The sequence below is a fragment of the Streptomyces sp. NPDC031064 genome (assembly GCF_055570965.1).
This window is the reverse complement of the sequence record NZ_JBVIGF010000004.1, coordinates 357,551-375,234: the sequence shown is the minus strand read 5'-3', so window position 1 is coordinate 375,234 and position 17,684 is coordinate 357,551. Positions and strand designations below refer to the sequence as shown.

The window sequence follows — 17,684 nt, the reverse complement described above, 5'->3', positions numbered from 1 at the left end:
AGGGTCGGGGTCATGACCGACAGGGCACCCGACACGGCGAGCGGCCCGCTCGACCTGACGCTGCTGCGCACGTTCCTGGCCGTGCACCGCTCCGGCTCGTTCACGGCCGCCGCGCGGCTGGTGGGCCTGTCGCAGCCGACGGTCACCGCGCAGATCAGGGCGCTGGAGCGGCAGCTCGGCCGGGAGCTGTTCGCCCGCCTCCCGCGCGGGGTCGCCCCGACGGCCGTCGCGGACGACCTCGCGGCACAGGTCGCCGAGCCGCTGGACGCGCTGGAGGCGGTGACGGGCCGGCCGCCGGGCGAGCGGCCCGCCGAGCCGGTGCGGCTCGCCGGACCGGCCGAACTGCTGTGCCTGCGGGTGCTGCCGGCCCTGGCGCCGCTGACCGGACGGGGCGTGCGGCTGCGCGTCGGCACCGGTCTGACCGATGAGCTGCTGGACGCGCTGCGGGCCGGCCACCACGACCTGGTGATCGCGACGTACCGGCCGCGCGGCCGGGCGCTGGTGGCGACGCCGCTGATGGACGAGGAGTTCGTGCTGGTCGCGGCACCCGCGTGGGCGGACCGGATCGGGCCCGGGCGGGTGGCGGCCGAGGGCGCGGCGGGGCTGCGGGGCGTGCCGCTGGTGGCGTACGCGGAGGACCTGCCGATCATCCGCCGCTACTGGCGGCACGTCTTCGGCACCCGGCTGACCGCCCGGGCCACGGTGACGGTGCCCGACCTGCGGGGCGTCCTGGCGGCGGTGGCGGCGGGCGGCGGGATCGCCGTGCTGCCGCGCTACCTGTGCGCGGACGAGCTGGCGGACGGCACGCTCGTGGCGCTGCTGGCGCCCGAGGACCCGCCGATCAACACGGCCTACCTGGTCCGCCGCCCGGGCGCGGTGGACGACCCGCACCTGGCGCTGGTGCGCGACCTGCTGCTGCGGGAGGCGCGCGAGTGGTGAGCCGCCCGGCCGCCCGGGCCACTCGGCGGGGTGCTCGGGCCGGGCGTCCGGGGGGTCAGCGGTAGCGGGCCCGGCCGATGGCCGCGGCGGCCGTGAGCGGGACGGTCAGCAGGGCGGCGAGCCAGAACAGGGGCCGGTAGGCGTGCGCCTGGGCGGTGTGGGCGGCCAGCCCGCTGGCCAGGGCGCTGCCCACGTAGAGGGCGACGCCGAACATGGCGACACCGGTGGCGCGGGCGGTCGGCGACAGGGACGTCGCCCAGGACTGGATCGTGGAGTGCATGAACGACCAGCCGCCGCCCAGCAGCAGGGCCACCACGACGAGCGCCGCCGTGGCCTGGCTGTACCCGGCGATCAGGTACGCGACGGCCATCTGGACGCCGCCGGCCACGATGAGGCCCACCGGGGTCCACTTCCCGACCAGCCGCTTGACCACCTGGGCCGCCGCCATGGACCCGACCCCGTACAGCGCGGCAACCGCGCCGGCCAGCGTGGTCGGCACCCCGCGGGCCTCCAGCGCCGGTGCCAGGTAGGTCAGGAAGCCCAGCAGCACGGCGCCCTCCAGCAGGGCGACCGCCATGACGAACCACTGCCACCCCGAGCCGAGCACGGTCCGGAAGGGGGCCAGCAGGGAGCCGGGCCGCTCGCGCTCGGGCTCCGGCAGGCGGCGCAGCGCCACCGCGAGGTACGCGGCGAGCAGGCCGGGCAGCGCGAACACCAGCCGCCAGCTCAGGTAGTGCGCCAGGACGCCGGCGACCAGCGTGGCCACGGCGGTGCCGAGCGCGAAGGCGGTCATCAGCTCGCTGAGCGGGCGCTGCCGGACGGCGGCGGGCACCGTGTCGCCGACGTACGTCAGGGAGGCGGCGATCGACGCGGCGAAGAAGGCACCGGCGACGGCCCGGGCCACGATCAGCACCGGGGCGCTGGGGGCGAGGGCCGAGCAGAGGGCCGCCACGGCCGCGCCGGTCAGCGACACCCGCATCACCCACACCCGCCCCAGCCGGTCGCTGGCCAGGCCCCACACCGGCTGCATCAGGCCGTAGGTGAGGTAGTAGCCACTGGCCGCGAGCACCACCGTCGGCAGTGGCGCGCCGAGCTGGGGGCCGATGAGCACCAGCATCGGAGCGATGCAGAAGCGGTCGAAGTTGCTGACGAATCCGGCGGTGCGCAGCAGCCGCAGGGCGGACCGGGGCAGTGCCGCCGCGGCCGGCGGTGAGGCGTTGGTGCCGGTGGTGGTGGTCACGCGGGACGCTCCTTTCGAACGGGGTCACACCTCCCCACCGGGCGGGGGGAGTTGACTCCAGCTCAGCACCGGGCGTCCCGCGCCGGGCGGCGCAGACTATTACCATCGCTCACAGCCAGCGGGGCCGGTGCGCCGTACGGCACCGGCAGCATGTGGAGGGAGCCTGTGGGGCGCCCGCGACCCGGAGGACGACAGGCACCATGGCACCCGGCAGGCCGCCGGCCGGCTCCCCGCGCCGCGAGCTGGGGGCGTTCCTGCGCTCGCGCCGGGACCGGCTCGCACCGGGTGACGTGGGGCTGGCCCACGGGCCGGGCCGCCGCACGCCGGGGCTGCGGCGCGCCGAGGTGGCCGAGCTCGCCGGCATCAGCACGTCCTGGTACACGTGGCTGGAGCAGGGCCGGGTCCGCACCTCCGAGCAGGTGCTGCGGGCGGTGGCGAGGGCACTGCGGCTGGACGCGGCGGAGACCGCGCACGTGCTGTCGTTCGTGGAGGAGAGCCCCCCGCCCGCCGACGCCCCCACCTGGGTGTCCCGCAACCTGCTCAGCCTGGTGCGGGCCATGACCCCGCATCCGGCGGTCGTGCTCGACCCGCACTGGGACCTGCTGGCGTGGAACGCCGGGTACGCCGCGCTGCTCACCGACCCGGCGCGGCTCCGTCCCGACCAGCGCAACCTGCTGTGGCTGGTGTTCCACTGGCCGCCCGCCCGGGCCCTGCTCGTGGACTGGGAGCAGGAGGCCCGCACCCTGCTGGGCCAGTTCCGGTCCCGGGCGGCGCGCCGCCCGCAGGACCCGAGGTTCGCGGAGCTGGTGAGCGTGCTGCTGTCCGACCCGGACGCGGCCCGCTGGTACGAGCGGCGGGAGACGGCGGGCTTCCAGCCCTCGGTACGCCACTTCCGGCACCCGGTCGCGGGCGACCTGCGCCTCCGGTACGTGAAGCTGGCGGCGGTGGACGAGCCGGGTCACCACTTCCTCGCGTACCTGCCCGACGACCAGGCCTCCGAGGACGCGCTGCGCAGGCTCCAGGCGCCGCCGGAACGCGCCTGAGCCCCGCCGGCCGTGGGGGCGCCGGCGGGGCTGAGGGCCCTTCCTCAGCTCGCCAGTACGGCCTTCATGACGGTGCCGGCCGAGACCTCGGCCAGCGCGTCGGCGTGCCGCTCCAGCGGGTAGGTGGTGACCAGGCTCGCCAGGTCGAACCGCGCGGCGAGGGCCGGCAGGAGCCGTACGTACTCGACGAGGTGGGCCCCGGTGAAGGCCCAGGAGCCGATCACGTCGAGCTGCCGGTGCACGATCTGGTGCGGGTTGACCAGGGTGTCCCCGGCGTCGGTGTACTGGCCGACGACCAGGTAGGAGCCGCCCCGCCGGGCCAGTGTCAGGCCCTGGGCGACCGCGGCCGGCACCCCGGCGCACTCGATGACCAGGTCGGCCCCGTCGGGCCCGGCGGCCGCCCGCGCCCGACGCAGCACCGCATCCGGGTCGGGGGCGCCGACGATGTCCAGGTGTACGTCGCCGATGCCGGCGGCCGCCGCTGCCGCGAGCCGGTTCGCCGGACCGCCGACGATCACCACCCGCGCCGCCCCGGCGAGCTGTGCGAAGGCCGCCGCGGCCAGCCCGACCGGCCCGCTGCCCTGGACGATGACGGTCTCCCCCAGCTTCACCGGGCGCCGCTCGTACAGGGCGTGCACCACGGTGGGGCCCGCGCAGGCGAGGGCCATCGCGGCGGTGGCGGACACCCCGGGCGCCGCCTTCACCACGGTCGTCCCCGGACGCAGCACGATGTGGTCGGCCCAGGAGCCCGACAGGGCGGTTCCGCCGTCGTCGGTGAGCGCCCGGTTCACGCCGTAGGTGCGCCGGTTCTCGCACAGGGTCGGCTCGCGGTGCAGCCGGCACGGCGGGCACGTCCCGCAGGCGATGGACGAGGCCCACATCACCGCGTCGCCCACCGCGAGCGGGGCGCCCAGGGCGTCGCGGTCCGCGCCCGCGCCGAGTTCGAGGACGGTGCCGTACCCCTCGTGGCCGAGCACCAGCGGTACCGGAATGGGCAGGTGCCCCTGCTGGAGGTGCAGGTCGGTGCCGCAGACGCCGCCGTACAGGCCGCCGACGACCATGCCGCCCGCCGGCGCCGGGGGCACCGGGAACTCCCGCAGCACGAGCGGTGCGCCGAACTCCTCCAGGACCACGGCCCGGACGGTGCGCCCGGTCATGCGTCCACCGTCCGCAGCTCCTCGGAGAAGCGGCGCTCCAGGGGCCGCAGCGGGGCGCTGTCGCGGCACACGACGTAGTCGGGCCGCGGCTCGCCCTGCGGGCGGGGGAGGTTGGCGCAGGAGTTGTACGTGGCGATCAGCAGGCGCCGGGGGTACGGCGACATGTTGGGCGCCGAGCCGTGCACGATCTCGGGGGAGAAGAACACCACGGAACCGGCCGGGCCCTTGGGGCTGGTCATGCCGTACCGGTCCACGTGCGCCGCGAGCTGATTGGCCGTCAGCGATATGTCGTCCGGGTCGAGGTGCTGCGCGGACTTCGCGTCCGCCTTGCGCTCGCGGTGCACCAGCCCCTCCCGGTGGGAGCCGGGCAGGAAGATGACCGGGCCGTTGAACTCGTTGACGTCGTCGAGGAAGACGCCGATGTTCACCTGGAGCGGCGCGGGCAGTCCGTCGGCGATCCGCCAGGCGAGGTAGTCCTGGTGCCAAGCCCACTTGTCGCCGCCGAACGACGGCTTGGCGTTGATCTTGAACTGGTAGACGTAGACGTCCTCCGGGAGGAGCTGGCGCACGGGCGGCAGGATGCGCGGGTCGCGGATCAGGCCCGCGTACTCGGGCTGCCGGCGGTGCGAGGCGTACACGGCCCGCACCTGTGTGCCGCCGTCCTCGGTGACGCGGTGCGGCCCGGGGACCTCGCAGTCGCGCGCGAAGGCCTCGCCGAGCCGCCGTACCTCGGCGGGGTCGAGGAGGGATTCGACGAGCAGGAATCCCTTGTCGTGGTATTCGTCCACCTGCTGCTGGGTGAGCTGCATCTGTGCTGTTCCTTCGTTCCGTGGGGGTGGGGGAAGGCGGGCGGCGTCAGCCCATGAAGTGGCCGCCGTCGACGATCAGTTGCTGGCCGGTGACGTACCCGCTGCGCGGGCCCACCAGGTACTCCAGGGCGTCGGCGATGTCCTCCGGGCTGCCCGTGCGGCCCTGCGGGATGGTGGCGAGGACCTCCCGGAGCCGCTCGGGGTCGTCCAGGCCGTAGCGCTCGACGACCTCGCGGGTGCCGGTGAAGCCGGGCAGCAGGGCGTTGACCCGGACGTGCGGGGCCAGCTCCAGCGCCAGGCACTTGGTGAGCTGGAGCAGCCCCGCCTTGGCCGCGCAGTAGTTGGCGCCGCCGGAGCGCGGCCGGATGGCGGTGGTGGCGCCGATGTTGACGATGTTGCCCCGCCCGGCCTCCACCATCGCCGGGGCGAGCGCCCGGGTGAGGTGGTAGGGGCCGGACAGGTTGGTGGCGAGGACCTCGTCCCAGTCCTGGTCGGTCATGGCCAGGAAGGGCCGGTCGCGGTTGATCCCGGCGTTGTTGACCAGCACGGCGGGCGGCCCGAACCGCTCCAGCACCCGGGCGGCGGCCGCGCGGACCTCGGCGGGGCGCGCCAGGTCGGCGCGGAGGGCCACGAGGTGGCCCCCGCCCTCGCGTTCGGCCTCGGCGGCCGCCTTGGCGTCGCCGCGGTAGAGGGCCGCCACCCGGTACCCGAGGGCGATCAGCCGCCGGCTCAGGGCCGCCCCGATGCCCCGGGTGCCACCGCTGACCACGGCGGTGGGCCGGGCGCCGGGGTCACCGTCCACCGCGCTCACCCCGCGGCCCGGGCGGCCACCACGTCACCGCGCAGCAGCCCCGAGCCGGCGGGGACGTCGGCCGGGTCGCCGCCGCGCTGGACGATGCGGTTGCCGGCGTCGACGAAGACGACGCTGGGCTCGTAGGCGCGCGACTCGGCGTCGCTCATCTCCGCGTACGAGATGATGATCACCCGGTCGCCGGGGCTGATGAGCCGGGCGGCGGCCCCGTTGATGCCGATGACGCCGGAGCCCGCGGGGCCCTCGATGACGTACGTGGACAGCCGGTTGCCGTTCTCGATGTCGACGATGTCGACCTTCTCGCCGGGGAGCAGGTCGGCGGCGTCCATCAGGTCCTTCGCGATGGTCAGGGACCCGACGTAGTGCAGGTCGGCCTGGGTGACGGTGGCCCGGTGGATCTTCGACTTCATCATGGTGCGCTGCATGTGTGTCGCCCTTTCAGGTAGGGGGTTCAGGGAGTGAGGGAAGGCCGGCCGGGGACCAGGCGGCGTACTGCCGGCGGCCGTAGAGCAGGGGCGCCGGGGCCCCGGAACGGACCTCGCTGCGCAGCACGTCACCGACGACGATGGTGTGGTCGCCGGACGGGTGCAGGGCGGCGACGCGGCATTCGGCGACCGCGTGCGCGTCCTCGGAGAGCACCGGCAGGCCGGTCGCCGCACCGGGCCGCCAGTCGGTCTGCGCGAACCGGTCGGCCGCGCGGCCGGCGAACGCCTCGGCGGCCCGGCGCCCGGCCGTGTGCAGCAGGTTCACCACGAACGCGCCGCGCGCGGCCAGCACCGGCAGGGTGCGCCCGGTGTGGGCGGCGCACACCAGCAGGCGCGGCGGGTCCAGCGACACGGAGCACAGCGCGGTGCAGGTGAAGCCGTACGGGCGTCCCTCCCCGTCGGCGGTGGTGACCACGGCCACCCCGCCCGGGTGGGAGGCCATCAGCGCCCGGAAGGTCTGCTCGTCGACGGCGGTCCCGTCCGCCACCCGCGTCACCATGCGAAGGCCCGGGCGTCGTGGAGGTTCACGCCGACCGCCGCCTTGCCCAGGTACTCCAGGCACTCGTGCGGCTTGGCGGGCATCACGGAGGCGAACGACGCCTCGCGGACCAGCCGTTCCAGCGGCCGGCCCCGGCTGACCGCGGCGGAGCCGCACAGCCGTACCGCGTCCTGGGCCAGCGCCGGGCCGACCTCGCCGACCACGTACTTCGCGGCGTGCACCATGGCGTTGGCCTCCTGGCTGCCGCGCTCCCGGTCGACCAGGTCGCCCGCCTCGTGCACCAGGGCGCGGGCCGCCCGCAGCCGGGCCGACATGCGGCCGAGCTCGTGCTGGACGACCGGGGAGGCGGCACGGACCGGGTCCGCCGTCGCCCACCGCACGGTGTGCTCGTGGATGGCCTCGGCGATGCCCAGGTAGGCGCCGGTGTACCCGGCGACCATCCAGTGCGGCTCCCGCACCACCTTGAACAGGGACATGCCCTCCACGCCCAGGTACAGCCGGGAGCGCGGGACGGTCACGTCGGTCAGCGTCATCGGGGCCGTGCTGGTGCCGTGCATGGCCGACATGGCGTGCACCTCGCCGAAGGAGACGCCCTCGTCGTCGGCGGCGACGACGAAGTGCGAGACCTCTGCGGTGTCGTCGGCCGTGTCCGCGGGACCCTCCGCGGCGGCGGCGACCACGTAGTAGTCGGCGACCCCGGCGAGCGAGACGAACGACTTCACGCCGTTGAGGACGTAGTGCTCGCCGTCGTCCGCGAGGCGGTATCGGGTCGTCAGGCCCCGTAGTTTGGCGCCCCGCCCGGCCTCCGAGGTGGCGGAGGCGAACAGCTTGCGCCCGTGCACCACCTCGTCCTGCATCCAGGTGCGGAACCGGTCGGCGGCGGGCGGCAGCGGGGTGCCGGCGGAGTCGGCCAGCGCGCCGAGCACCACGTGGTGCATGTTGAAGCCGAGCGCGGCGGCGCCGTTGTGGGCGCCCAGCGCGGCCAGCACCCTCCAGTAGGCCCCGAAGCCGAGCCCGAGGCCGCCCGCCTCGCGTGGCACCAGCGCGCCGAGCAGGCCGGAGTCGCGCAGGACGGCGTACGTGGCGCGGCTGTCGGTGCGCCCGGCGTCGACGTCGGCGGCGAGGGCGGCGAGGGCCTCACCGGTCTCGGCGACCAGTTTGAGGGCGTCGTCCAGACGGTCGTCCACGGGGGGATGCGTCATCGTTCTCCTCGGTCAGTTCTCGACGGGCAGGCCGAGCCGGCGGGCCACGCCCACCCTCAGCAGGTCGTTGGGTCCGGCGTAGGTGAGGGCCGCCAGGGCGCTGTGCGGGTCGGCGCCGAGACCCGACTCCGGGAGGAAGGCCCGTACGCCGGAGAGCGCGGCGGCGTGGTCGGTCAGGGCCACGTAGTCCTCGGCGACCGAGATCTTGGTGAGGGCCGCCTCGGCGGCGAGCCGCCGCGCCGGGGTGCCGGCGTCCAGGGCGGCCGCGAGCGCGTACACCTGGGTGCGCGAGCGGTGCAGGGCCATCGCCATGTCGCTCACCCGGGCGGCGACCTGGTGGCTGGCGCCCATCCGGCGGCCGAAGTGCTCGCGGCTCGCGGCCCACTCCACCGTGCGGTCCAGCAGCAGCCGCATCGGGCCGAGGGCGTAGCCCATGATCAGGGCCCGTTCCCAGGCGGTGGTGGAGGACATCACGGCCAGGCCCGAGCCCTCCCGCCCGATCAGGGCCGAGGCGGGCAGCGGCGCACCGTCGAAGAGCAGCTCCCCCATGGGCGCGGTCCGCAGTGCGGTCTTGTCGAAGGTCTCGCCCCGGCTGACGCCCGGGGCCTCCAGCGGGACGAGGAAGGCGGACAGCGCGAAGGGGGTGCGGCCGGGTCCGGTACGGGCGAAGACGACGGCCAGGTCGGCCACCGGGGCGGCCGTGACGAACGTCTTGGCACCGTGCAGCACGTACTCGTCGCCGGTCCGCTCGGCGCGGGTCGTCATGGAGAACGGGTCGCTGCCGCCGGCGCGTTCGGTCAGCGCGTGGCAGAGCAGGGTACGGCCGCTCCCGAGCGCCTCCGCGAGGTCCCGGCCGGGCTCGGACAGGGCGTCCCACAGCGGGTGTTGCATGCCGAAGAGCTGCGACGTCAGCGCGTAGCACAGCCCCGGGTCGATGCCGGCCAGCCCGATGCCCTCGATCGCCGCGAGGCCGCGGGTGACCGGGCCGGGCACGTCCGGGCCCGCCTCGGGGCCGTCGCCGGTCATCCGCAGCACGCCGAGGCCGGCCAGGGTGCGCCACTGCTCCCGGAAGTCGGCACCGGCCGTCTTGCCGGCCACCTCGGCGGCCCGTTCGCGGTAGGCGTCGACGACGCGCTCGACGGGGGCCGGGCCACACCGCAGCGGCAGGTCCGGGTCGCCGCTCACGCGTCCGCTCCGCGCGGCGCGGCGTCGACCACCGACCAGAGGGCGGCGGGGGTACGGAAGTTGGCGGCGACGATCTCGGTCTCGGGGAGCGTGACGCCGGCCTGCTTCTCCAGCGCGGCGACGATCTCCATGATCGCCAGCGAGTCCAGCAGCCCCATTTCGAGCAGCGGGGTGTCGGGTGCCAGGGTCTGCGGCTCCTCGCCGCGCGCCCAGGTGATCCGGCTGTGGATGAGGGCGCAGAGGTCTTCGACGCTGTTCATGAACGGCTCTCCTGGAGGGAAGGGGAAGGGGAAGGGGTCGATGGCACGTCGGCGGCGAGGGCCCGGCGGTCGACCTTGCCGCTGATGGTGGTGGGCAGGGACGGCACCGGGACGATCCGGTCGGGCAGCATCCGGCGGGGCAGCGCGGCGCGCAGGTCCGCGAGCAGTTCCCGCTCGGTGGCGGTGCTCTGGGCGTAGACCCAGATCTCCCCGGCGTACGGGGCCTCCTTCGCCACCGCGGCCGCCGTGGTGACCCGTGGCAGCTCCAGCGCGGCGCTCTCGACGTCGAGCAGGTCGATGCGGTGGCCCCGGCGCTTGACCTGGTGGTCGCGCCGCCCGCGCAGGAAGACCCGGCCGTCGCCGGTGATGCGGCCGATGTCGCCGCTGGCGTAGGCGCGGTGGACGACACCGTCGCGGAAGGCCACGCGGACCGTCGGATCGGTCAGCCGGCCGTCGCGCAGGTAGCCCTGGAAGACGGTGGGCCCGGCGATGTGGATCTCGCCCTCCCCGTCGGTGGGGCGGCCGTCGTCGTCCAGGACCTCGATGCGCACCCCGCCGATGCCGCGCCCGATGGTCAGCTCCTCGTCGGCCGTCCAGTCGGCGGGCATCCGGTGGTAGGTGCAGGCGTTGGTCTCGGTGGGGCCGTACAGGTTGTAGAAGGGCCGGTCCCCGAGGAGCTTCAGGTACTCCTGGAGGAGCTGGGGGGCGAAGGGTTCCCCGCCGAAGGCCGCGATCCGCAGGGACGGGGGCACCGCGCCCGCGAAGCCGCCCTGCTGGAGCATGGCGTGGTAGAGCGAGGGCACCGCCATGAAGGCGGTGATCCGCTGCTCGTTCAGCCAGGTGACGACGTCCCTGGGGAAGGAGCGCAGCATGTCGGGCATCAGCACCGCGCAGGCCCCGGCGGCCGCCGCGCCGTACAGGTCGAAGGTGGTGAGGTCGAAGGTCAGCGCGGCCTGTGAGCCGATGCGGTCCTCGGGGGTGAGTCCGAACTCGGCGGCGGCCCACAGCGCGTAGTGCAGGACGTTCTCGTGCGACAGCAGGACGCCCTTGGGCCAGCCGGTGCTGCCGGAGGTGAACAGCAGGTATCCGCCGCGGTCGGTGGGGGCGGGCAGGGGTGCGGGGCGCTCGCCGGGCGGCAGGACCTCGACGCCGGTCAGCCCGTGGCCGAACGGCGTCTCGTGGGGCGTCGTGCCGGTGCCCGCCCCGGTTCCGGGCCGCTCGCTCGTGGCGCGCGCCTCGGTGGCGGCGCGGCACGCTCCGGCGCGGGCGCGGTCGGTGGTGAGCAGCAGGGAGATGCCCGCGTTGCGGAGCATCCGGGCGGTGCGCAGCGGCGGGTCGGCCACGTCCAGCGGGGCGACGACCGCGCCGGCCCGGAGCGCGGCGTACAGGGCCACCACGGTCTCGGGGGTCTTGGGCGCGTAGACGCCGACGCGTTGGCCCGGTTCGACGCCGGCGGCGGTGAGTTCGGCGGCCAGGGCGGTGACGGCGGCGTCGAGTCCGGCGTAGGTCCAGGTGGGTCCCTGTCCGGCGAGGGCGGGATGGTCGGGGTGCAGGCGGGCGGCGTCGGCGAGCAGGCCGTCCAGCCGCCGGTCGGTGGGGGCGGTCGCGGTCACCGGGCGCCTCCGGCGGAGGACAGGCCGGGCGCCGTGTGCTCGGCGAGGAAGCCGGTGACGGCGTCGATGACGAGGTCGGGGCACACGAGGTGCGGGTAGTGGTCGACCCCTTCGGGCACGAGGCGCCGGGAGGGGCCGCGCACGGCCCGTTCCAGGGCGTCGAGCTGGCCGAGGGTGCCGTACTCGTCGCGGTCGCCCTGGATCATCAGGACGGGTGCGGTGACGTCCACGTCGTCCTCGATGGACCAGGTGCGGAAGGCGTCGGACAGCCACACCTCGCTCCAGCTCGTGAACACGGTGTGCGGGTCGTCGTGGACCAGGGCGAGCTTCCTGGCCAGGGGGCCGCTGTTGTAGGCGGCGCGGGCCGCCTCGATCCCGGTCCGGTTGGCCTCCTCGAAGTACAGGTGCGGGCCCATGGCGACGACCGCCTCGGCGGGGTGCGCCGACGCGTACAGCAGCGCCATGGAGGCGCCGTCGCTGTGGCCGACGAGGACCGGGGCGTGGATGCCGAGCAGGTCGAGGAGTTCGGGCAGTTCCCGCCGGCCCTGTTCGTGCATGTAGCGCGGGGTGCGCGGCAGCACGGCCGGGCCGGAGCCGCCGCTGCCGTGCCGCGAGTACACCAGGGCGCGGCGGCCGGTCGCGGCGGCGAGGGCGGCGGGGAAGCGGCCCCAGGAGGCGACGCAGCCCAGGCCCCCGTGCAGGAAGACCAGGGGGGAGCGGTGCGGGTCACCGTCGATGAGGACGTGTTCGATCGGGCCATGCCGGGTCTCGACTACGGGCACATCAATTCCTTGACTCTGGTCGGAGTGGGGTCGTCCGGATTTTTGGGCAGGTGGTGCCGACCGGCGGGCATTCCCTTGTGGGCGGGCACGCCGGGTGGCTGAGAAAGGAAGCACCTAATAACGAGTCGTTAAGATTCAGCCTTCAACCAAAAATGAGGTAAAGGGCTCCGCGGAGGCGGAAATGTGAAGGCGCCGTGAGGACGGCCGGGCGGGACCTACGGGTGTCCCGTCACCGCGTTCACCTGCACCGATCACCGGCAAACTGTTGCCGCCATGGCGCGGTAAGGAATAGGCAAGGAAAAGACAAAATATGTGACCCCCGTCTCGGTCTTGCAATGCCGCACCGGAGTACGGCGACCAAGGGGATCTCCTGCGGATTCAGCCTCCACAGCCCCCGTCGGCCGCCCTGTCCGGCGCCGTGGAAAACATTAGGCAGGCCCGGCCGGATAGAGAAATAGCTATGGCAGATCACCTATGCTCTGGCCGCATGGATGTGGATCTTCGTCATCTGCGGTACTTCCTCGCCGTGGCCGAGGAGGGCGGGTTCACCGCCGCCGGCCGCAAACTTCACGTGGCCCAGCCGACCCTGACCCGCTGCATCCGCGGCCTGGAGGAGGCGCTGGGCGTCCGGCTCTTCGACCGCACCACACGCAGGATCCAGCTCACCGCCAAGGGGCGGCGGCTGCACGAGGAACTCGTACCGGTCCTCCGGCAGTTGCAGGCCTCCCTGGACGGCATACGGGCCGGGGAGCGGCTCAGACTGGGCTTCAGTTGGGGGCTGCCCGAGGCCCTGTCCATGACGGCCGCCCGGTTCGGCGGCGAGGAGGGCGTCCAGGTGGAGTTCGTCCGCTGCGACACCCCCCTCGCCGGGCTGGACACCGGCGCGGCCGACCTGGCGTTACTGCGCGGGGACACCCTCCCCAAGCACCTGCGCGGCGTCTTCCTCTACGAGGACGTCCGCGTCGCGGCCGTTCCCGCGCAGTGGGAGCTGTCCGAACGCACCGAGCTGACCTGGGCCGAACTGGCCGACTGGCCCCTCGTCGTCAACACCGTCAGCGGCGTCACGTTCCCCGGCATGTGGCCCGCCGGGCACCGCCCCGAGGTCGGCGCGGAGTGCGCCAACTACGACGAGTGGCTGGAGAAGGTGGCCGCGGGCCTCGGCGTGGGCACAGCACCCGCGGACACCACCCGCCGCTACCACCACCCCGGCGTCCGCTTCGTACCCCTCCGCGACGCCCCGCTGGTCCGCGCCCACCTCGCCTACCCCTCGCACGGCACCCACCCGCAGGCCACCCGGTTCGCCGAGACCGCCTGGCGGGACGTCAGCACCGACCAGCCGGGACCCGCCCGCCGCCGGGCCACCGCCGGCCGCTCCGCCGAGTCCCTGCCGCCCTGGGAGCGCGCTTGAGCTCACACCCGGGCGCTACTTCCGGTTGTACAGCCGCATCGTCAACGCGCCGAAGACGACGACGAACAGCGCCGACCACCCCAGCGACCAGCCGATGTCCGCCGCGGGCCATTCCCCGGCCATCAACCCCCGTACCGCGCTCGCCAGATGGGTGACCGGGCTGTTGTTGACGAACGCCTGGAGCCAGCCCGGCATGGTCCTCGGGTCGACGAAGATGTTGCTGAGGAACGTCAGCGGGAAGATCACCATCATGCTGACGCCCATCACGGCCTTCTCGCCGCGCAGCAGCAGGCCGAACATCGTCCAGATCCAGGAGAAGGCGAACGAGAAGACCAGCAGCAGCACCACGCCCGCCGCCACACCGGCCACGCCGCCGTGCGGGCGGTAGCCGATGACCAGGCCGACCGTGAGCATCACGACGGACGCGATCAGGTAGCGCAGCGCATCGCCCAGGAGGTAGCCGACCATCGGGGCGGGGCGCCAGATCGGCAGCGTACGGAAGCGGTCGAAGACGCCCTTGGCGATGTCCGTGTTGACCGCGACGCCCGTGTACATCGTGATCATCACGACGCTCAGGGTGAGGATGCCGGGCAGCAGGTACTGGATGTACGCCGCGACCGAACCGGCCAGCGCGCCCCCGAAGAGGTACGTGTACATCAGCACCATCATGATCGGGAACGCCGTGACGTCGAAGAGCTGCTCCGGCACGTGCCTGATCTTCAGCATGGCCCGCCACCCGAAGGTCAGGGAGGCGGACAGGGCGCTCGGGCGGGGCGGCCGCTCGTCGGCGAGCAGCAGGGCCGCGAGGTCCTCGGTGCGGGGGCCGCCGAAGGTGGCGTCGTCGGTGACGGTGCTCATGCCGTGGTCTCCTCCGTGTCGTCCCCGCGGTCCGTGAGCGCCAGGAACACCTCGTCCAGAGTCGGCTGGCCCAGCGCGAAGTTGTCCACCGTCACGCCCGCCCGCGCCAGCTCCGTCAGCGCCCGCGCCGCCTGCTCGGCCGCGCCCAGCTCCGTACCGTGCCCGTCGACCGTCGCGGTCAGGGCCACCGGGTCGTGGTCGAGCTGCACGGTCGCGTTCAGCGCGGCCCTCAGCACCCGCGCCGCCTCCGGCCGCTGCCCCGGCTCGCGAAGCCGTACGTGCACGGAGCCGGAGCCCACCGACGCCTTCAGCTCGCCCTTCGTGCCCTCGGCGATGACCCTGCCTCGGTCGATCACCGCGATCCGGGACGCGAGCTGGTCGGCCTCGTCCAGGTACTGCGTGGTCAGCAGGACGGTGGTGCCCTGGGCGACGACCGCGCGGACGATGTCCCACACCTGGTTGCGGCTGCGCGGGTCCAGGCCGGTCGTCGGCTCGTCGAGGAAGAGCAGGTCCGGTGTGTTGAGGATGGACGCGGCGATGTCGATACGGCGCCGCATGCCGCCCGAGTAGTTCTTGATCTGCCGGTCGGCCGCCTCCGACAGCCCGAACGCCTCCAGCAGCCGCGCGCACCGCTCCCGCGCGGCCCGCTTCCCGTGCCCGAGGAGCCGCCCCAGCAGGACCAGGTTCTCCGTACCCGTCAGGTCCTCGTCCACCGACGCGTACTGCCCGGTCAGGCTCACCCGCCCGCGCACCGCGTCCGCGTCCCGCACCACGTCCCTGCCGAACACCCGCGCCTCACCCGCGTCCGGCCGCAACAGCGTCGCCAGCACCTTCACGGCGGTCGTCTTACCGGCCCCGTTCGGCCCCAGCACCCCGTACACGGTCCCGGCGGGCACCCGGAGGTCGACCCCGTCCAAGGCCCTGTTGTCACCGAACGCCTTCACCAGCCCGCTCGTCTCGACGGCCAGGCCCGCCGGCTCCGTGCTCGTCATCGTCACGTCCCTCCTGGGCCGCGGGTGCGGGGGCGTACGGCATTACGGGATCGCCGGGGTCACGGGATCGGGATCGGGATCACGGGATCGCGGCACGATCCCTCCCCAGTCTCGGCCCGTGCCCCGCCCCCCGCCACCCGTTCACCCGGCTCCCGCCCGGAAGGCCCGGAGTTGGGCACGGGTACGGGGACGGGGCTTGGGGTCCTTGCCGCAGCCGCAGGGTTCCCGGCCCTCGTAGCGGAGCCCGGCGGCGAGGACCGCGGCGACGACGGACCAGGCACGCGTGTCACGCCGCCGTGGCGGGGCGAAGTCGTGGCCCGCGCGGACGAGGGCGCGGGCGCAGTGGGGGCAGGGCTGCTCGCCCGGCGCCGGGTGCCGCTTGAAGCTGACCCGGCACGTCACGCACGCGTAGTGCAGCTTGTAGTTCTTCTCGGCGTAGTGACACACATGCGGATCGTACGGACGGCCGCGCCGCCCCCGCCCCGGATTACTCGTGCGTGTAGAAGACGTAGAACGCGCCCAGGCCCACCCCCGCGCCGACGATCAGGCCCATCACCGTCGATGTGAGGACGCTCGCGCCGGTCAGGCTGTAGAGGAAGCCGATGCCGAGGCCCGCGACGGAGCCGAAGGCGGTGGCGCGGAGTTCGCGGGGCAGGGCGTGGCGGGTGCGGCCCACGAGGTAGCAGAGGCCGCCGAAGACGACGGCGCTGACCACGCCCAGCACGGCCTGGCCGCCCGTGACGGGGCCTTCGCCGTCGCGTTCGACGAACTGGGCGTAGAAACCGTAGATCACGCCGAGCACGGCGGGCAGGACCCAGCCCCGGCTGCGGGTGCGGGCGGGCGCCTGGTCCCCGGTGCGGCGGTGTCGTCCCGGCAGCGTCACGTGTGCGGCCATGGCGCGCTCCTTCCACTGACCTCCCTCCAGGGCACACCCGCCGCGCCCGGCCGGCAAGTGGATCAGCGCCGGAACCGGGGACGCGGGCGGGGAGGCCATGAGAAGGTGACGGCTTGGCCGATCCGTACACCTCGCACCTGCTCCGCCGGGCCGCCGCGTGGGCCGCCGGGCTGCTGCTCGTCGTGCCCACCGTCGTCACCGGCTGCCGGCTCTTCGGCACCGACGCCGTCACCCCCGTACCGCAGCTCCTCGCGCTCCTGCCGTGGCTCGCCGTCCCCGCCGGGCTCGCCCTGCTGCTGGCCCTGCCCGCCCACCGGCCGTTCCTGACCGCCTGGGCGGGCGGCGCCCTGGCCGTGACCCTGTGGTTCACCCAGCCGTACGGCCCCGCCGACACCCCCGCCCACGGGCCGGTCACCGCGCGGCTGCGGGTGCTCGCCGCCAACGTGGAGTTCGGCAACGCGACCGGCGAGCTGGTCACCGCCGTCCGGCGCGAGCGCCCCGACCTGGTCTTCGTCTCCGAGTGCGACCCCGCCTGCGCGCGGGCCCTCGGCGCCGGCCTGGGCGCCCACTACCCGTACGGCGCCCAGGTCGCCGCCGCCGGGGCCGCCGGCTCGGTGATCCTCGGCTCGCGGCCCCTGACCCCCGAACCCGCCCTGCCCGGCACCACCATGGGCATGCCCGGCGCCACGGCGCGCCTCGGCGGCGAGGACGTGACGGTCCGCCTCGCCCACCCCATGCCGCCGCTGCCCGGCCACATCGGCCTGTGGAGGCACGAGCTGGGCCTCCTCCGCGACTTCGCCGCCGCCCACCGGGGCCGCCCCGTCATCCTCGCCGGTGACTTCAACGCCACCCAGGACCACGCCGCCTTCCGCTCCGTCCTCGACTCCGGCGCCCTCCACGACGCCGCCCGCCTCGCCGGCGCCGCCCGCACCGGCTCCTGGCCGCGGGGCCGGACCGTGCCACCGTACGCGCAGATCGACCACGTCCTGGTCAGCGCCGACTTCTCGGTACGCGGCGCCCGCTTCCTCGACCTGCCCCGCACCGACCACCGCGCACTGCTCGTCGACCTCGACCTGCGTGCCCGCCCCTGATCCGCGAAGGTGGGGGACATGGACAACGAGCAGATCCTCGACCACATCGGCGCGCTCGTCCGCGAGGAACGCGCCCTGCGCGAGCGCGAAGGCGGCCTCACCGACGACGAACGCGTACGGCTGCGGTCCGTGGAGGTCCAGCTCGACCAGTGCTGGGACCTGCTGCGGCAGCGGCGCGCCAAGTCCGAGTTCGGCGACAACCCGGACAACGCGCGCACCCGGGCGCCCGGCGAGGTGGAGGGCTACCTGAGCTGACCCCCGCGACCGTACGGCTCCCCCGCCTGAGTGGTGCGCCGACCGCGCCCGCGGCCCGCGCCCGTGGTCCCGGGCCGCCGTCGCACGGAGCCGCCTGCCCTGGCCGCGCCGCGCCGCGCCGCGCCGCGCCAGGAGGCTAAGGCGGCGCGCCCCAGCGCCT

General features: G+C 74.6%; 20 protein-coding genes. 5 read left to right on the top strand and 15 right to left on the bottom strand.

Going from position 1 to position 17,684, the window contains the following annotated elements:
- Window positions 1-12 precede the first annotated feature (12 nt).
- Entirely contained in the window at window positions 13-939 is a 927-nt protein-coding gene (locus tag ACZ46W_RS17045; RefSeq protein WP_468337925.1) for a LysR family transcriptional regulator, read from the top strand.
- 55 nt (window positions 940-994) lie between these two features.
- Here the strand turns inward: ACZ46W_RS17045 and ACZ46W_RS17040 are convergent, their stop codons facing one another.
- Window positions 995-2,179: an MFS transporter gene (locus tag ACZ46W_RS17040; RefSeq protein ID WP_468337922.1), complete on the bottom strand. Its 1,185-nt coding sequence runs from the start codon at window positions 2,177-2,179 to the stop codon at window positions 995-997.
- Window positions 2,180-2,379: 200 nt separating this feature from the next.
- Between ACZ46W_RS17040 and ACZ46W_RS17035 the strand changes: the two genes are divergently transcribed.
- Window positions 2,380-3,222 carry a helix-turn-helix domain-containing protein gene (locus ACZ46W_RS17035; RefSeq protein ID WP_468337919.1) on the top strand — a complete coding sequence of 281 codons (843 nt, stop codon included), beginning with the start codon at window positions 2,380-2,382 and terminating at the stop codon, window positions 3,220-3,222.
- 44 nt (window positions 3,223-3,266) lie between these two features.
- On the opposite strand, the gene ACZ46W_RS17030 is transcribed toward ACZ46W_RS17035, so the two are convergent.
- From ACZ46W_RS17030 to ACZ46W_RS16985, 10 genes are read right to left on the bottom strand one after another with little or no spacing between them, the layout of a single operon-like run.
- Window positions 3,267-4,379: a zinc-binding dehydrogenase gene (locus tag ACZ46W_RS17030; protein WP_468337916.1), complete on the bottom strand. Its 1,113-nt coding sequence runs from the start codon at window positions 4,377-4,379 to the stop codon at window positions 3,267-3,269.
- Window positions 4,376-5,188, bottom strand: coding sequence for a phytanoyl-CoA dioxygenase family protein (locus tag ACZ46W_RS17025; RefSeq protein WP_468337913.1), 813 nt, complete (start codon window positions 5,186-5,188; stop codon window positions 4,376-4,378). Before ACZ46W_RS17025 ends, ACZ46W_RS17030 begins: the two co-directional genes overlap by 4 nt.
- A 46-nt stretch (window positions 5,189-5,234) precedes the next feature.
- Window positions 5,235-5,990, bottom strand: coding sequence for an SDR family NAD(P)-dependent oxidoreductase (locus tag ACZ46W_RS17020; protein ID WP_468337910.1), 756 nt, complete (start codon window positions 5,988-5,990; stop codon window positions 5,235-5,237).
- A gap of 5 nt (window positions 5,991-5,995) precedes the next feature.
- Complete coding sequence (gene panD, locus ACZ46W_RS17015) at window positions 5,996-6,424, bottom strand: aspartate 1-decarboxylase (RefSeq protein WP_468337907.1); 429 nt, start codon at window positions 6,422-6,424, stop codon at window positions 5,996-5,998.
- Between the two features lie 13 nt (window positions 6,425-6,437).
- Complete coding sequence (locus ACZ46W_RS17010) at window positions 6,438-6,971, bottom strand: flavin reductase family protein (protein WP_468337904.1); 534 nt, start codon at window positions 6,969-6,971, stop codon at window positions 6,438-6,440.
- 5 nt (window positions 6,972-6,976) lie between these two features.
- Window positions 6,977-8,185 carry an acyl-CoA dehydrogenase family protein gene (locus ACZ46W_RS17005; RefSeq protein WP_468337901.1) on the bottom strand — a complete coding sequence of 403 codons (1,209 nt, stop codon included), beginning with the start codon at window positions 8,183-8,185 and terminating at the stop codon, window positions 6,977-6,979.
- A 12-nt stretch (window positions 8,186-8,197) separates the two neighbouring features.
- The gene (locus tag ACZ46W_RS17000; RefSeq protein WP_468337898.1) at window positions 8,198-9,370 is read right to left on the bottom strand and encodes an acyl-CoA dehydrogenase family protein; all 1,173 of its coding nucleotides are present in this window, start codon (window positions 9,368-9,370) and stop codon (window positions 8,198-8,200) included.
- Window positions 9,367-9,630 carry an acyl carrier protein gene (locus ACZ46W_RS16995; RefSeq protein ID WP_366128124.1) on the bottom strand — a complete coding sequence of 88 codons (264 nt, stop codon included), beginning with the start codon at window positions 9,628-9,630 and terminating at the stop codon, window positions 9,367-9,369. The genes ACZ46W_RS17000 and ACZ46W_RS16995 overlap by 4 nt, the downstream gene beginning before the upstream one ends.
- Window positions 9,627-11,243 (bottom strand): amino acid adenylation domain-containing protein, encoded by a 1,617-nt coding sequence (locus ACZ46W_RS16990; RefSeq protein ID WP_468337895.1) that lies wholly within the window; start codon window positions 11,241-11,243, stop codon window positions 9,627-9,629. Before ACZ46W_RS16990 ends, ACZ46W_RS16995 begins: the two co-directional genes overlap by 4 nt.
- Window positions 11,240-12,025 carry an alpha/beta fold hydrolase gene (locus tag ACZ46W_RS16985; protein ID WP_468337892.1) on the bottom strand — a complete coding sequence of 262 codons (786 nt, stop codon included), beginning with the start codon at window positions 12,023-12,025 and terminating at the stop codon, window positions 11,240-11,242. Before ACZ46W_RS16985 ends, ACZ46W_RS16990 begins: the two co-directional genes overlap by 4 nt.
- Before the next feature lie 487 nt (window positions 12,026-12,512).
- Here ACZ46W_RS16985 and ACZ46W_RS16980 point away from each other — a divergent pair, with 487 nt between their 5' ends.
- On the top strand, window positions 12,513-13,433 hold the full coding sequence (locus ACZ46W_RS16980; protein WP_468337889.1) for a LysR family transcriptional regulator: 921 nt from the start codon (window positions 12,513-12,515) through the stop codon (window positions 13,431-13,433).
- Between the two features lie 15 nt (window positions 13,434-13,448).
- On the opposite strand, the gene ACZ46W_RS16975 is transcribed toward ACZ46W_RS16980, so the two are convergent.
- The 4 genes from ACZ46W_RS16975 to ACZ46W_RS16960 form a co-directional block, all read right to left on the bottom strand.
- Window positions 13,449-14,291: an ABC transporter permease gene (locus ACZ46W_RS16975; protein ID WP_468337886.1), complete on the bottom strand. Its 843-nt coding sequence runs from the start codon at window positions 14,289-14,291 to the stop codon at window positions 13,449-13,451.
- Complete coding sequence (locus tag ACZ46W_RS16970) at window positions 14,288-15,283, bottom strand: ATP-binding cassette domain-containing protein (protein WP_468337883.1); 996 nt, start codon at window positions 15,281-15,283, stop codon at window positions 14,288-14,290. The genes ACZ46W_RS16975 and ACZ46W_RS16970 overlap by 4 nt, the downstream gene beginning before the upstream one ends.
- A gap of 141 nt (window positions 15,284-15,424) precedes the next feature.
- Entirely contained in the window at window positions 15,425-15,730 is a 306-nt protein-coding gene (locus ACZ46W_RS16965) for a hypothetical protein (RefSeq protein WP_468337880.1), read from the bottom strand.
- Window positions 15,731-15,770: 40 nt separating this feature from the next.
- A complete protein-coding gene (locus ACZ46W_RS16960; RefSeq protein WP_468337877.1) occupies window positions 15,771-16,178 on the bottom strand; it encodes a hypothetical protein in 408 nt (135 codons plus the stop codon).
- 113 nt (window positions 16,179-16,291) lie between these two features.
- Here ACZ46W_RS16960 and ACZ46W_RS16955 point away from each other — a divergent pair, with 113 nt between their 5' ends.
- Window positions 16,292-17,269 carry an endonuclease/exonuclease/phosphatase family protein gene (locus ACZ46W_RS16955; protein WP_468337874.1) on the top strand — a complete coding sequence of 326 codons (978 nt, stop codon included), beginning with the start codon at window positions 16,292-16,294 and terminating at the stop codon, window positions 17,267-17,269.
- Between the two features lie 18 nt (window positions 17,270-17,287).
- Entirely contained in the window at window positions 17,288-17,524 is a 237-nt protein-coding gene (locus ACZ46W_RS16950; RefSeq protein ID WP_468337871.1) for a DUF2630 family protein, read from the top strand.
- The last annotated feature ends 160 nt before the right edge of the window (window positions 17,525-17,684 follow it).

Bases quoted from the DNA above. Each gene is read 5' to 3' on its own strand.
- ACZ46W_RS17035 (WP_468337919.1), top strand. From the start codon at position 2,380: ATGGCACCCGGCAGGCCGCCGGCCGGCTCCCCGCGCCGCGAGCTGGGG.
- ACZ46W_RS16980 (WP_468337889.1), top strand. From the start codon at position 12,513: ATGGATGTGGATCTTCGTCATCTGCGGTACTTCCTCGCCGTGGCCGAG.
- ACZ46W_RS17005 (WP_468337901.1), bottom strand. From the start codon at position 8,185: ATGACGCATCCCCCCGTGGACGACCGTCTGGACGACGCCCTCAAACTG.
- ACZ46W_RS16970 (WP_468337883.1), bottom strand. From the start codon at position 15,283: ATGACGAGCACGGAGCCGGCGGGCCTGGCCGTCGAGACGAGCGGGCTG.
- ACZ46W_RS17030 (WP_468337916.1), bottom strand. From the start codon at position 4,379: ATGACCGGGCGCACCGTCCGGGCCGTGGTCCTGGAGGAGTTCGGCGCA.
- ACZ46W_RS16950 (WP_468337871.1), top strand. From the start codon at position 17,288: ATGGACAACGAGCAGATCCTCGACCACATCGGCGCGCTCGTCCGCGAG.
- ACZ46W_RS17045 (WP_468337925.1), top strand. From the start codon at position 13: ATGACCGACAGGGCACCCGACACGGCGAGCGGCCCGCTCGACCTGACG.
- panD (WP_468337907.1), bottom strand. From the start codon at position 6,424: ATGCAGCGCACCATGATGAAGTCGAAGATCCACCGGGCCACCGTCACC.
- ACZ46W_RS17025 (WP_468337913.1), bottom strand. From the start codon at position 5,188: ATGCAGCTCACCCAGCAGCAGGTGGACGAATACCACGACAAGGGATTC.
- ACZ46W_RS16975 (WP_468337886.1), bottom strand. From the start codon at position 14,291: ATGAGCACCGTCACCGACGACGCCACCTTCGGCGGCCCCCGCACCGAG.
- ACZ46W_RS16960 (WP_468337877.1), bottom strand. From the start codon at position 16,178: ATGGCCGCACACGTGACGCTGCCGGGACGACACCGCCGCACCGGGGAC.
- ACZ46W_RS16995 (WP_366128124.1), bottom strand. From the start codon at position 9,630: ATGAACAGCGTCGAAGACCTCTGCGCCCTCATCCACAGCCGGATCACC.